The organism is Empedobacter sp. UBA5987, assembly GCF_002429865.1.
In the GTDB taxonomy this organism is placed as follows: Bacteria; Bacteroidota; Bacteroidia; order Flavobacteriales; family Weeksellaceae; genus Empedobacter; species Empedobacter falsenii_B.
The window spans coordinates 63,404-76,510 of sequence record NZ_DJBB01000008.1 but is presented as its reverse complement, the minus strand read 5'-3'; the positions used below and the strand labels follow the sequence as shown (position 1 = coordinate 76,510).

The following is a 13,107-nucleotide window of genomic DNA, read 5'->3' as shown; positions in this document are numbered from 1 at the left end:
AAAATAATGTTTCGTAAAAATTAATTGTTCAATCTTCTATTCTTTCAGTTCAAATTTGGTCAGTTTATTGTCTTTGTAACAATAAAATTCATAACTATCTTCTCCAATTCTGAATACTTTTTCGAGATGGATTTTATCGTAATTAGGTAAAATTTCATTGTATTTTTTTAATAAACCTTCAGGTAATTCATTCGGTTGAATTGGACGTTCAATCTCAAATTCACCATCTAACGAATATTCCATCACAAAATCGCTGTTTCGCCATTTTAAAGTGGTTTCATTTTCGTCACCTTTACTTGTTGTTGTAAGTTGAACTTTATCTTCTTGAATGATTTTTTGGGAACTTGTATAAAAAAGTGTAATTCCAGAAATAACCATCGCTGCATAGCCAACTTTTCTGAAAATAAAATCGCTAAAATAAGGTAAAATATATTTGACCGTATAAGAAGAAATAATTGAGGCAATTGCAATCGTCAATCCAAGTAATAATGCGTTCTTTGAGTATAAAGCAAGAACAATATAAATGATTAATTTTATGATATGAAGTATAATTTCGTTGGCAGCTCGCGTTGCAATAATTTCTTCTTTTGTTAATCCATATTTTAAATAAAATCTATTGAATAATAAACCTATTGCTCCTGTTATTCCAGAAACGAATCCAGCTAAAAAACCAACAATGGCCAAAATATATTTTGGTGAAGGTTTTTCTTCATTGTCTTGTTGTTTTTTGTTTAGAAATAATTGTGGAACATTTGAAATCAATAATACAGCTACAATAATTTGTAAATAAATTGGGTTGATAAATTTGATTAAATAAGCGCCCATTAAAACTGCTGGAATCGAAAATGGCACGAACCAAAAGAAGATTTTCCAATGTACAGATTTTCTGAAAGCCGCTATTCGAGAGGCAGAACTTGTAAATGTTCCGATTGTTAACGAAAAAGGGACTAACGAAGTTGGAATAATAAGATTGAGGATTGGAATTAAGATTAAACTTGCGCCACCGCCACAAATTGCACTTATCCAAAATGCTAAAATAGCTCCAATAAATAGGAGAAAAATAGTAAAAATCATGACCAGAAATTTTATTCTGTTACAAAATTAGGACGATGATTTTAGAAATTAATGCTTAAAGACTTATCTTAAGTAAAACTTAAGAATAAGTAAATCTTAATTGAAAAAGATGATTTTTCGGATAAATTGTTTGCGAAATCTGTTGAAAATTATTTTTTAATAAGGCTTTAGACGAGGCGATATTTTCTTTTTTCACCCAAGCTTCAATCAGCATATATTTTCTCGATTTCAACTCTTTCGAAATCAGATTGATGATTCGTGTTGCGTAACCTCTGTTCCAAAATTGTTCATCAATCGAATAGCCAATAATCGCTTTGTCGTGAACAGGTTGAAACATCACAGTACCAATCAAGGTTTCAGAAGATTTTTCGATAACAGCAAAACGAAATTCATATCCAGAATTCTTTTTTTCTTTATCTCTTTCCAGCATTTTGTACGAATCTTCGATTGTTTTCATTGGAGCGGTTTCGCGGTATTTCATGGCTTTTGCATTCGAATAAATTTCGAAAAGTCGTGCTACATCAGTGTCCAAAAGTTCTCTGAAATAAATTAATTCGTCTTCCATATTTTGGTTTTAAGAATTTGCTTGACGTTCTAATTTTTCAATCAGTAATGCTTTTGCGTTTGTAAGTGCATAATCTTTAGCTTCTGCAAATGAAACGTTATATTTTCGTTTGAGTGATTGAATATCTTTTGGTAAATCGTTTAAAAGTTTATCATAATAAACATCTAACATTTCAGAAGTTGGCATTTTGAAATCAATTTTTAACTGAAATCTTCTCAACAATGCAACATCAATAATATGTGGATGATTTGTTGCGGCTATCAACAACGAATTTTGTGGCAAATAATCAATTAATTGAATTACTGTGTTCACTAAACGACGCATTTCGCCAACATCTTTGTCATCATTTCCACGCGCTTTTCCGATTTGGTCAAACTCATCCAAAAATAGAATTGCTTTTTCACGAGCAGCTTTATCAAAAAGCATTCGAATATTTTGCGAAGTTTCACCAATTCTTGATGAAACAATATTACTTAAATTCAAAATCAATATTGGTTTTCCGATTTCATTTGCAATTGCTTTTGCAGTTGTTGTTTTTCCACAACCTGAAAATCCATGCAACAAAATTTTATTATTGACAGGTAAATTATATTTACTCAATTCCTCTATATATCTATGTTCTTTGATAAGTTGTTTTACTTGAGCAAGATTTTGATCATCTAAAAAAACATCATTCAAAGAAATTTCTTCCTTATCGTCAACAATTAAATCGTAAATATTCATATCAATTTTACTTCAAGACTCAAAAATAAACTATTTTAATCCGAAAGCCGATTTTTAGCACAAAAAAAGCTTCAGATTTCTGAAGCTAAAATTTTAAACCGTCATATGAGAACTGATTGCAATTCTATTCCAAGCATTAATCGTGGTAATTGCAATAATGATAATCGCAATATAATTTTCAGAAAAAAGTGTCAATGCCTTTTGATAAGTTTCTTCTAATAAACCATGTTGACTAATATTTGTAATTTATTCTGTCATCTACAATATCACACGCTCTTCTTCTGTAAAAAGTGTTGTTTATCGCCATGCATTCAACAAAAAAATAAGTTGATTTGTTTCGCTTAATATCATCGCTTCTTTGGTGTGCATATTAATACAAAAAGCACAACCATTGATTTGTGAAGCTTTGGTTTTAATAAGTTCTAAATATAATTTATCTAATTCAGAATTTGCTAAATAATTCTCTAAACCCATACATCGCTTCGTAAGCTTTTGGTTCTAATTTTTGAATATTTAATCGTGATTTCATTTCCTAATTTTTTACAAAGTTCGTCGATTATTTATTCAATAAAATTAAACTGGTTTAAGAAAACTCTTTCTTTCGGATTTCGCTTAAATATTCGGGTGTGAAACCTAAATAAGAAGCCAATAAATATTGAGGAACGCGTTGTAAAAACTCAGGAAAATTTTTCTTGAAGTGAAGATAAAAATCCTCTTTCGAAAACTCTTTCAAATATTTGGAAAGCATTTGAGCAGCAGCATTTGCTTTTTGATAAATTTGTTTGAAATACGAATTGAAAATAGGATTTTTTTTGCATAAAATTTCTTCGTTCGTTTTACTCATTTTCATAATAATTGCATTTTCTACAGCTTGAATATAAAACTCAGAACTTTGTTGATTAATGTAAGAAAACAAATCGGTCAACCACCAATTTTCGATAGCAAAATCAATGGTTTGTTCTACACCTTTTTGATTGATGAAAAATAATCGAATACATCCAGAAACAATAAAATAATTATATGTACTAATTGTTCCTGCTTCATGAATCATTTCTTTTTTCTTCACCGAAAACTCTTCAAAATATTGAATAGAATCATGAAACTCTTCTTCAGAAATTGAAGTGAAAATTTGCATATGTTTCTTTAACTGATCGAAAGAATTTTCCATTTTATAAGCTTAATGTATTCCTCTTTAAAATTAATGATTAGTTTCCGAAAGAACTTAATTTAGTCCAAAATTAATCAGAATTATAGTCAAAATTTGGAGTGCAATTTGTTTGAAATGAATCGTTGAAAGAACATGAAAATAATCTGTAAAGATTTGTCATTATTTTTTACTTTTACGAACCAAAAAATAACAATAATATGGCTTCAGGAATATTTGCAATTTTAGATGATATTGCAGCATTGATGGATGATGTAGCGGTTACAAGTAAAGTGGCAGCGAGTAAAACAGCAGGAATTTTAGGAGATGATTTGGCTGTAAATGCTGAGAAAGCGACGGGATTTTTGTCTTCGCGTGAAATACCTGTTTTATGGGCAATTACAAAAGGTTCTTTTATCAATAAATTGATTATTGTTCCAATTGTTTTGACACTAAATCATTATATGCCAGAAGTGATAAAATATGTTTTGATTTTGGGAGGTTTTTATTTAGCTTTTGAAGGTGTAGAGAAGATAATCGAGTTTATTTTTCACCGTCCAAAAAAAGGTTCAGAAGTTATTCATGAAGATAAAGTAGAAGATAAGAAACAAGTTTCGGAAAAATCAAAAGTGAAATCTGCGATTATTACAGACTTTATTCTTTCAATAGAAATTGTGATTATTGCGTTGAGTACAGTTTTGGAACAACCAATGTTGAAACAAGTTTTTACAGTTTCGTTTATTGCAATTTTAGCAACTATTGGCGTTTACGGGATTGTAACTTTAATTGTTCGTATGGATGATGCTGGTTTTAAACTGATAAAAGCATCGCATGACAAAGGAGCTGTTTCTAAATTGGGACACTTTTTAGTTGATGCATTGCCTTATGTGATTAAAATTTTAGGATTTGTAGGGACTGTTGCGCTTTTATTGGTTTCAGGCGGAATATTTGTTCACAACATCGATTATATTCATCATCATTTACCTACAGCAATTCCAATGATGATTAACGAAGCTTTGATTTCATTAGTTGCAGGATTATTGGTTGTGGTACTTGTCACAATAGTTAAGAAATTAATAGGTTTAGCTAAAGGTTAGGAGATAGAATAGATTTAGAAAAGGATTGTTTTCATTTAATTAATGAATAAATTTTTAATCTAAACTTTATCCTCAAATTACGCGCATTCAACGTATCTTTAGGGCAATTAAACAATAAATTATGAAAATAAAGTCGATAATAGCACTTTTTTTTCTCGCTACCACTTTTACTTTTGCTCAAACAAAGCAGATTCTGATTGAAAATGTTAGAATTTTAGATCATCAAACTCAAGCATTAACATCACCGATGAATGTTTTGGTTTCTGGTCAAAAAATTGAAAAAATTAGTTCTGCAAAAATTTCTTCACCTAATCAAGATGTTGTAAAAATTAATGGAGGAGGAAAAACGTTGATGCCAGGTTTAATCGATGTTCATGTACACATGGTATTTGGTTCATTGACGATGGCGCAAATGATGTCGCCAGATATGTCAGAAGAAATGTTAATGAATAAAGTTGGCGAAGCTTCCCACAAAATGTTGATGCGAGGTTTTACGAGTGTTCGTGATGCTGGAGGACCAATTTTTCCTTTGAAACTAGCCATTGATAAAGGTAAAGTTGCAGGACCTAGAATTTGGCCTTCAGGAGCAACGATTAGTCAAACGGCTGGTCACGGAGATTTTAGAACTCCTGATGAACGTTCGCGTCGTTTTTTTGGAAAAGCATCTCGTGCAGAGGAATTAGGAGCTACTTTTATTGCTGATGGAAGATATGAAGTTTTGACAGCAACAAGAGAAAATTTACGCTTTGGTGCGAGTCAAATCAAATTGATGGCAGGTGGTGGAACGTCTTCTGCTTATGATCCGATTGATGTTACGCAATATACTTTTGACGAAATGAAAGCGGCTGTTGATGCTGCTGAAGATTGGGGAACGTATGTAATGGTACATGCCTATACGCCGAGAGCTGTGCAACGCGCTGTGGAAGCAGGAGTGAAGTCAATTGAGCATGGTCAAATGTTAGATGAAGAAACTTTGAAAATTCTTGCTAAAAAAGGTGTTTGGTTAAGCCTTCAAAATTTGATGGATAATAATGAAAACATGGACGAGCAGCGAAAAGAAAAACGTAAACCAGTTTTGGATGGTCAAGATAAAGTTTGGCCTTTAGCAAAAAAACTTGGTGTGAAGCTTGCATGGGGAACGGATTTCTTGTTTGAACCTGAGTTGAATGATGATCAAAATAGTTACATATTACGTCTTCAAAAATGGTTTACAAATGCCGAAATTTTAAAGATGGTTACGCAAGATAATGGAGAATTGTTGCAATTATCTGGTTTAAGAAGTCCATATCCAGGGAAATTAGGCGTTGTTGAAGAACAAGCTTTAGCCGATTTGATTTTGGTTGATGGAAATCCGTTGAAAGATTTATCATTAATTGCTAATCCTGATAAAAATTTTTTAGTGATTATTAAAGATGGACAGATCTATAAGAATACAATTAAAACGAAAAAGTAAAATTATCGTACATCATAAAAAAAACGAGGTTAATTTTTATTTTACCTCGTTTTTTTAGTTGTAAAAATTAGAAATTTTAGATCTTATTTATTAGCTTGAAATTTGTTGAAAAAGTCAATGGTTTATTTATAAAAAATATTGATTTTGAATGAGTAAAACTGTAAATTAATAATTAAATCTTAATAAAAATGTCAATACTAGAAAATATTTATTATAGAGTAATTCTTCCAGAAGATGAGATTAAAGCAACACTGATAATTGTCCATGGTATGCAAGAACATAGTGGGCGATATGAGAATTTTGCAAAGTATTTGACGGACAAAGGAATTCTAGTTTTGTTATATGATCATTTAGGACATGGAAAAACAGCGAAAATAGAAGAAGATTATAGTTTTTTTAGTTTAGATAGTCCAACAGAAAAACTGATTGAAAATACTAAAATTATGGTAAAATGGTTAGAAGATCAATATCCTTTATTACCACATTTTATTTTGGGGCATTCAATGGGATCGTTTATAACACGTTGCCTACTTCAAGAATATGGAAATCATTTTGATGGTGCTATAATTATGGGAACAGGAGGTAGAATTCCTGGAATTAAATTATTGAGTAGTTTTTTAAGTCTTCTAAATAAATTGATTCCTCATAAAAGAAGTAAATTACTTAATATTATTTTTTTAAAATCAAATAATAAATATTTTAAAAATGAAGAAAATTTTTATGAAACTAATTGGCTTAGTTTAGATGAGTTAAATCGTTTAAATTTTCTGAAAGATCCTCTTTGCGGAATACCTTTTACTGTTAATGGTTTTTATACTTTGATTAATTTAAATATACAAGCAACAAAAAAGAATTGGACAAAAGCTATACCGCAATCTTTACCTATTTATTTTGTGAGTGGAGCAGATGATCCAATTGGTGATTTTGGTAAAGGAGTTTTGCAATCGTATAAAGATTTAGAGCAAAATGGTTTTGAAAAAGTTTCAATAAAATTATATCCAAACTTGAGACATGAAATATTGAATGAATCTATTAAAGAGCAAGTTTATCAAGATATTGTAGATTGGTTAACGGTTTTGATAAATCATAAAAAAATAGAGCAAAAAGACGTTTAATAAATCTTTTTGCTCTAAAAAAAACTATTCTCCTAAAAGAACACCAGAAACATTCCAATAACTGAAACTATTTCCTTCAGGTTTTCCTTGCGGTATTTTTACTTGTATACTATGTTTTCCGGCTTTTAAATTGCCTAAATCTATGAAGTATGGATTTGTGATTGTTCCAGGACACCAATTAGAACGGCTATAATCTGATGATGATAAACCATTATCAAAATTACCAGAAGCAGGATTATAAGCGCGATACGAACCACAATCTTGTCTCCAAGGAACTATATTAAATACTTTTTGTCCATCAAGAAAAATACTATTTTCTTTTGGAACAAACTCATCTCCATTTTCCCAACCGCCATGTCCAGTTGTTGTAAATCTTAATTTAGCATTGTTGTAATCTTCTTTCAGCGTGAATTCTACCGTAAAACCATTCGGATTTTCGAATAAAGTAGGGTATTCTTGTCCAGCCATTTCCATCACATTTGCAGTGTTGAAAATTGGTAAAGCCTTTTTAATTGGCATTGTTGTAGAACCTGATGGATGAACAGAAATATTGGCAGAAATAATATGTCCGCCTTGATCATAATTTCCAATAAAGAAACCGATTAAAACCTCTTGATTAGATAATAAACCTTGGAATTCTGTGATTTCTTGACGATATTTTGCTTCGGTTTCCCAAGTTTGATTTTTTAATTGAATATGATTGAATTTTTTGATTCCAAAAGGTGTGAAAAATCGCATTAATTCTATCGTTGGTGAATAATTTTCAGTTAAAAAATAACCTTGATATTTTTTATTATTTGCTGATGTATAAATTGGTAATTGATTGATTCCTTTTTGTAAACCATCCATAAATGTAATTTTAGAATCACGTGGAATCAAAAATACAGAACCTGTTCTATCGTAAGCATCACCATTTGATTGTTGCGAAACATTTAAGAAAACTTGGCTTCCTACTTTAATTTGAGGAATTTTAATTTTTCGAATTACAACAGTTCCATTTGCAAAGCGATAAATTGAATCATTTGACGAAAAATCTTTACTAAAATTAACTTGTTGATGTGATAAAAGCGGAATATCGACAAATTTACTTTTCCAAATAATATCTTTATATGTCAATAAATCAACTCGATTTTGATGCAATTCTTTTTGAATAAATTGACTTGGAATCAAATCTTTTTCACGTTCTATTTTTGAAGCTCGAATGGTTGAATTATTATTTCGAGTAAGTTCTAAAACAAACCCCAAATTCATTCCAACCATTGTTGGTGAGGCATTCAAATCCATATTGTCAACAAACCAAACGTCTATTGTATTCGAATTGATATTTGTCGTCGCCTTTTTACAACGTAAACCTAAAATTCGTTTCGTTTCTTTAGAAATTGTGAAAACAGATTTATTAAACGCAACCGAATCATTTGTAATGATAGAATTAGTCGGATCAAATTGTGTAATCAAGGAAATAATTGATGGATTTGTTTTGGTATAATAAAACATTTCATCAGGATAATTTGATGAATAACTAAAACTTTGTTGCTTTCCAATAACTGTTTCTTTTGTATTAGCAATAACTTGTATGGGGTTATTTTCTTCGACTTTTTTTCCATTCGAAAAGCGTTCATACGTAATTTTGTAGGTTTCCTGCGCATCAAGAATAATAGCCTGAATACAAAAAATAATAAGTAGAATTGATTTCAATTTCATGTGTGATAAAATAAAAAAGGTTTACAAACGAATTGTAAACCTATAAAATTATCTGATTGTATGGAAAAATATCTTACACAAAAGCATTAATTCCTGTCACATCTGCGCCAGTTATTAGTAAATGGACATCATGTGTTCCTTCGTAAGTGATTACAGACTCAAGATTTGCAGCATGTCGCATCATAGGGAAATCGCCTACAATTCCCATTGCACCAATGATTTGTCGTGACTCTCTCGCAATATCGATAGCCATTTTTACATTATTTCGTTTTGCCATTGATATTTGTTCAGGCGTTGCTTTATTTTCGTTTTTCAGTGTTCCTAATCGCCAACATAACAACTGAGCTTTCGTTATTTCTGTAATAAATTCAGCTAATTTTTTCTGCTGTAATTGATAAGAAGCAATCGGTTTTCCAAATTGTGTTCGTTCTAATGAATATTTTAAAGCTGATTCGTAACAATCAATTGCAGCACCAATTACACCCCAAGAAATTCCGTATCTAGCAGAATTTAAACAAGATAATGGTCCGCGTAAACTACTCACTTCTGGTAAAATTTGAGATTCTTCAATCTTCACATTTTCGAAAACTAATTCACCTGTTTTTGAAGCTCTTAATGACCATTTATTCAAAGTTTCTGGTGTTGTAAAACCTTGCATACCGCGTTCTACAATTACACCACGAATTTTTCCTTCTTCATCTCTTGCCCAAACAACTGCAATATCACAAATTGGTGAATTTGTAATCCACATTTTTGCTCCATTTAAGATATAATGATCACCATTTTTTGTTAAACGAGTTTCCATTCCGCCTGGATTTGAACCATGATTTGGTTCAGTTAATCCAAAACTTCCAACGAATTCTCCTGAAGCTAATTTTGGTAAATATTTGCGTTTTTGTTCTTCTGATCCAAAAGAAAAAATTGGATACATCACTAACGAAGATTGTACTGATGCAGCAGAACGAACAGCCGAATCGCCGCGTTCTAATTCTTGCATGATTAATCCGTACGACATTTGATCCAAGCCTGCACCTCCATATTCTTCAGGAATATAAGGTCCTAAAGCACCAATTGCACCTAATTTTTTCATTAAATCTGGAATATCTTTATGATGTTGCGCGGCATCATCTATCACAGGTTTTATTTCGTTATCCACAAAATCTCGAACAGATTGACGAATTAATTTATGTTCTTCGGTTAATAAATCATCAATCTTAAAATAATCTGTAGTTGAATTCATTTTATGCGGTTTTATTTTATTAAATCTAACGATTATTCATTAAATTAAAAATTATTCTGAATAATATTTATTAAAAATTTTAATTTATGAAACTTTTGACTAATTTAGGTAAAAGTTAAAAACACAAAATAACACAAAAAAATGATAGAAAACGAATTAAAAGAATTAGGTATTTCTTCCGAAAATCTTGGAACATCAACAGGAAATACTTGGTTTGGAAAAGGTGAAGAGCTTTCTTCTTACTCGCCAGTAGATGGAAAATTGATTGGAAAAGTAAAATCATCAACAAAAGATGATTATGAAGAAGTGATAAAAGAGGCACAAGTTGCTTTCAAAGAATGGCGAATGGTTCCTGCTCCGAAACGTGGAGAAATTGTGCGTCAATTTGGAGATAAACTTCGTGAGAAAAAAGCTTCCTTGGGAAAATTGGTTTCGTACGAAATGGGAAAATCCTATCAAGAAGGTTTGGGTGAAGTGCAAGAAATGATTGACATCTGTGATTTTGCAGTTGGATTATCGCGTCAATTATATGGTTCGACAATACATTCGGAAAGACCTTTGCATCGCATGTACGATCAATATCATCCGCTTGGAATTGTAGGCGTGATTTCTGCGTTCAATTTTCCAGTTGCAGTTTGGTCTTGGAATACATGTTTAGCGATGGTTTGCGGTGATGTTGTAGTTTGGAAACCAAGTGAAAAAACACCTTTGTGTGCGGTTGCGTGTCAACATATTTTAGCAGAAGTTTTAAAAGCAAATAATATTTCAGAAGGCGTTTCTTCTTTGGTAATGGGCGATAAAACAATCGGTGAATTAATTGCGCAAGATGCTCGTGTGGCTTTGGTTTCTGCAACAGGTTCTACGCGAATGGGAATTGAAGTGAATAAAGTTGTTGCTGCTCGTTTGGGTAAAACAATTTTAGAATTAGGTGGAAATAATGCGATTATTGTTACGCCAGATGCTGATTTAAAAGTTATGCTAACTTCGGCTGTTTTTGGGGCAGTTGGTACGGCTGGACAGCGTTGTACAACAACAAGACGTTTGATTGTTCACGAGTCGATTTATGATAAAGTAAAAGAATCGTTGGTAAATGCTTACAAACAAATAAAAATAGGTAATCCGTTGGATACAGCAAATCATGTTGGTCCATTGATTGATAAACATGCGGTTGAAATGTATTCAAAAGCATTAGAAAAAATTAATGAAGAAGGAGGAAAGATTATCGTTGAAGGAGGAATTTTAGAAGGAAATGGTTTTGAAAGCGGTTGCTATGTAAAGCCTGTTATTGCTGAGGTTGAGAATCATTTTGATATTGTTCAACATGAAACTTTTGCTCCAATTTTATATTTAATCAAATATTTTGGAGATGTGTTAAATGCAATTGAAATTCAGAATAATGTGGCACAAGGTTTATCGTCTTCTATTATGACAAATAATCTTCGTGAAGCTGAATTATTCTTGAGTCAGCAAGGCTCTGATTGTGGAATTGCAAATGTAAATATCGGAACTTCTGGAGCTGAAATTGGCGGCGCTTTCGGTGGAGAAAAGGAAACTGGAGGTGGGCGTGAGTCAGGTTCGGATGCTTGGAAAGCGTATATGCGACGACAAACGAATACAATTAATTATTCGACAGAAGTGCCATTGGCGCAAGGAATTAAGTTTGATTTTTAAAAATTTACAGAGATGAGTACAGTACACGAAAGATTAGCAAAACATATATTGGCAGATGGATATCCGATTGTAATGGATATGGATAAGTCGCATGGATCCTATGTTGTAGACGAAAATGGCATTGAATATTTGGATTTATTTTCAATGTTTGCTTCGACTGCGATTGGTTATAATCATCCACATTTGATGGCGAAAATAGATTTTTTAGGTCGAAATGCAGTCAATAAACCTGCGATGTCAGACATTTATACAAAAGATTACGCCGATTTAATTGATACATTTGAGCGTGTAGCGATGCCGAAAGAATTGCAATATTTATTTTTTATTTCTGGTGGAACATTGGCAGTAGAAAATGCATTGAAAACGGCTTTTGATTGGAAAACAAGATTAAACTTTTCGAGAGGAATTGAGAAAGAAGCAAGTGATGTTATTCATTTTAAACAAGCTTTTCATGGGCGTTCTGGTTATACATTATCGCTAACGAATACGAAAGATCCTCGTAAATACGAATATTTTCCAAAGTTTGATTGGCCAAGAATTGAAAATCCAAAACGAATTTATCCTGTTACAGAAGATAATTTATGCAAGGTTGTTGAGGCTGAAAAACGTGCGATTGAACAAATTGAAAATGCTTTAGAAACACGCAAAAATAAAGTTGCTTGTATTATTATTGAGCCGATTCAAGGTGAAGGAGGAGATAATTATTTTCGAAAAGAATTCTTTCAGAAATTGAGAGAAATTTGTGATAGAGAAGAGATTTTATTGATTTTTGATGAGGTACAAACAGGAATGGGAATGACTGGTAAAATGTGGGCTTTTCAGCATTATGATGTGATTCCTGATGTGATTTCGTTTGGAAAGAAAACACAAGTTTGTGGAATTTTAGCGAATAAAGAAAAGTTAGATCAAATTCCGAATAATGTTTTCAAGGAATCAAGCCGTATTAATTCGACTTTTGGTGGAAATTATATCGATATGTTGCGTTTCAAATTAATTTTAGAAGTGATCGAACAAGAAAAATTAGTAGAAAATGCGGCAGAAAAAGGTAAATATATTTTATCAAAATTGAATGAAATAGCAAAAGAGACGAAGAAAATTCATTCGGTTCGTGGATTAGGATTGTTCATTGCGTTTGATTTTTCATCAGATTTGGATCGTTCAGAGTTCATCAAAACATGTTTCGAAAATCACATGATTATTCTTCCTTGTGGTGAAAACTCTGTGCGAATGCGCCCTCATCTCAATATTTCTGAAGAAGATACCAATAAAGCAATAGAAATTATTAAATTAGCGTTAAAATAAACAGCAAAAGCAACCAAGCAAA

General features: G+C 31.6%; 11 protein-coding genes and 1 pseudogene. 5 read left to right on the top strand and 7 right to left on the bottom strand.

The features are described 5' to 3' along the window. Positions 1-36: 36 nt before the first annotated feature. From B3J26_RS01070 to B3J26_RS01050, 5 genes and pseudogenes are all read right to left on the bottom strand, one after another. Positions 37-1,074 carry a sulfite exporter TauE/SafE family protein gene (locus tag B3J26_RS01070; RefSeq protein ID WP_291072753.1) on the bottom strand — a complete coding sequence of 346 codons (1,038 nt, stop codon included), beginning with the start codon at positions 1,072-1,074 and terminating at the stop codon, positions 37-39. A gap of 79 nt (positions 1,075-1,153) precedes the next feature. After that, a complete protein-coding gene (locus tag B3J26_RS01065) occupies positions 1,154-1,639 on the bottom strand; it encodes a GNAT family N-acetyltransferase (RefSeq protein WP_286495182.1) in 486 nt (161 codons plus the stop codon). 9 nt (positions 1,640-1,648) lie between these two features. Further along, a complete protein-coding gene (locus tag B3J26_RS01060) occupies positions 1,649-2,362 on the bottom strand; it encodes an AAA family ATPase (RefSeq protein ID WP_115000956.1) in 714 nt (237 codons plus the stop codon). Positions 2,363-2,455: 93 nt separating this feature from the next. Further along, positions 2,456-2,891: pseudogene (locus B3J26_RS01055) on the bottom strand (carboxymuconolactone decarboxylase family protein). A 54-nt stretch (positions 2,892-2,945) separates the two neighbouring features. After that, the gene (locus B3J26_RS01050) at positions 2,946-3,530 is read right to left on the bottom strand and encodes a Crp/Fnr family transcriptional regulator (protein ID WP_291072751.1); all 585 of its coding nucleotides are present in this window, start codon (positions 3,528-3,530) and stop codon (positions 2,946-2,948) included. Between the two features lie 197 nt (positions 3,531-3,727). On the opposite strand from B3J26_RS01050, the gene B3J26_RS01045 reads away from it, so the two are divergent. The 3 genes from B3J26_RS01045 to B3J26_RS01035 all read left to right on the top strand — a co-directional run bounded on the left by B3J26_RS01045 (position 3,728) and on the right by B3J26_RS01035 (position 7,171). Next, the gene (locus tag B3J26_RS01045) at positions 3,728-4,603 is read left to right on the top strand and encodes a DUF808 family protein (protein ID WP_291072749.1); all 876 of its coding nucleotides are present in this window, start codon (positions 3,728-3,730) and stop codon (positions 4,601-4,603) included. A 121-nt stretch (positions 4,604-4,724) separates the two neighbouring features. Then, the gene (locus tag B3J26_RS01040; protein ID WP_291072748.1) at positions 4,725-6,056 is read left to right on the top strand and encodes a metal-dependent hydrolase family protein; all 1,332 of its coding nucleotides are present in this window, start codon (positions 4,725-4,727) and stop codon (positions 6,054-6,056) included. Between the two features lie 188 nt (positions 6,057-6,244). Then, a complete protein-coding gene (locus tag B3J26_RS01035; protein ID WP_219034906.1) occupies positions 6,245-7,171 on the top strand; it encodes an alpha/beta hydrolase in 927 nt (308 codons plus the stop codon). Positions 7,172-7,195: 24 nt separating this feature from the next. Here the strand turns inward: B3J26_RS01035 and B3J26_RS01030 are convergent, their stop codons facing one another. Both B3J26_RS01030 and B3J26_RS01025 read right to left on the bottom strand, forming a co-directional pair. Next, positions 7,196-8,872: a PNGase F N-terminal domain-containing protein gene (locus tag B3J26_RS01030; protein ID WP_219034907.1), complete on the bottom strand. Its 1,677-nt coding sequence runs from the start codon at positions 8,870-8,872 to the stop codon at positions 7,196-7,198. A 73-nt stretch (positions 8,873-8,945) separates the two neighbouring features. Next, positions 8,946-10,112 (bottom strand): acyl-CoA dehydrogenase family protein, encoded by a 1,167-nt coding sequence (locus B3J26_RS01025; protein ID WP_115000948.1) that lies wholly within the window; start codon positions 10,110-10,112, stop codon positions 8,946-8,948. A 141-nt stretch (positions 10,113-10,253) separates the two neighbouring features. Between B3J26_RS01025 and B3J26_RS01020 the strand changes: the two genes are divergently transcribed. Further along, the gene (locus B3J26_RS01020; RefSeq protein WP_291072746.1) at positions 10,254-11,783 is read left to right on the top strand and encodes an aldehyde dehydrogenase family protein; all 1,530 of its coding nucleotides are present in this window, start codon (positions 10,254-10,256) and stop codon (positions 11,781-11,783) included. Between the two features lie 12 nt (positions 11,784-11,795). Further along, entirely contained in the window at positions 11,796-13,085 is a 1,290-nt protein-coding gene (gene lat, locus B3J26_RS01015) for an L-lysine 6-transaminase (RefSeq protein WP_291060686.1), read from the top strand. Positions 13,086-13,107: the final 22 nt, after the last annotated feature.

Excerpts from the sequence above, each read along its gene's own strand:
- B3J26_RS01070 (WP_291072753.1), bottom strand. The coding sequence starts at position 1,074 with ATGATTTTTACTATTTTTCTCCTATTTATTGGAGCTATTTTAGCATTT.
- B3J26_RS01065 (WP_286495182.1), bottom strand. The coding sequence starts at position 1,639 with ATGGAAGACGAATTAATTTATTTCAGAGAACTTTTGGACACTGATGTA.
- B3J26_RS01060 (WP_115000956.1), bottom strand. The coding sequence starts at position 2,362 with ATGAATATTTACGATTTAATTGTTGACGATAAGGAAGAAATTTCTTTG.
- B3J26_RS01050 (WP_291072751.1), bottom strand. The coding sequence starts at position 3,530 with ATGGAAAATTCTTTCGATCAGTTAAAGAAACATATGCAAATTTTCACT.
- B3J26_RS01045 (WP_291072749.1), top strand. The coding sequence starts at position 3,728 with ATGGCTTCAGGAATATTTGCAATTTTAGATGATATTGCAGCATTGATG.
- B3J26_RS01040 (WP_291072748.1), top strand. The coding sequence starts at position 4,725 with ATGAAAATAAAGTCGATAATAGCACTTTTTTTTCTCGCTACCACTTTT.
- B3J26_RS01035 (WP_219034906.1), top strand. The coding sequence starts at position 6,245 with ATGTCAATACTAGAAAATATTTATTATAGAGTAATTCTTCCAGAAGAT.
- B3J26_RS01030 (WP_219034907.1), bottom strand. The coding sequence starts at position 8,872 with ATGAAATTGAAATCAATTCTACTTATTATTTTTTGTATTCAGGCTATT.
- B3J26_RS01025 (WP_115000948.1), bottom strand. The coding sequence starts at position 10,112 with ATGAATTCAACTACAGATTATTTTAAGATTGATGATTTATTAACCGAA.
- B3J26_RS01020 (WP_291072746.1), top strand. The coding sequence starts at position 10,254 with ATGATAGAAAACGAATTAAAAGAATTAGGTATTTCTTCCGAAAATCTT.
- lat (WP_291060686.1), top strand. The coding sequence starts at position 11,796 with ATGAGTACAGTACACGAAAGATTAGCAAAACATATATTGGCAGATGGA.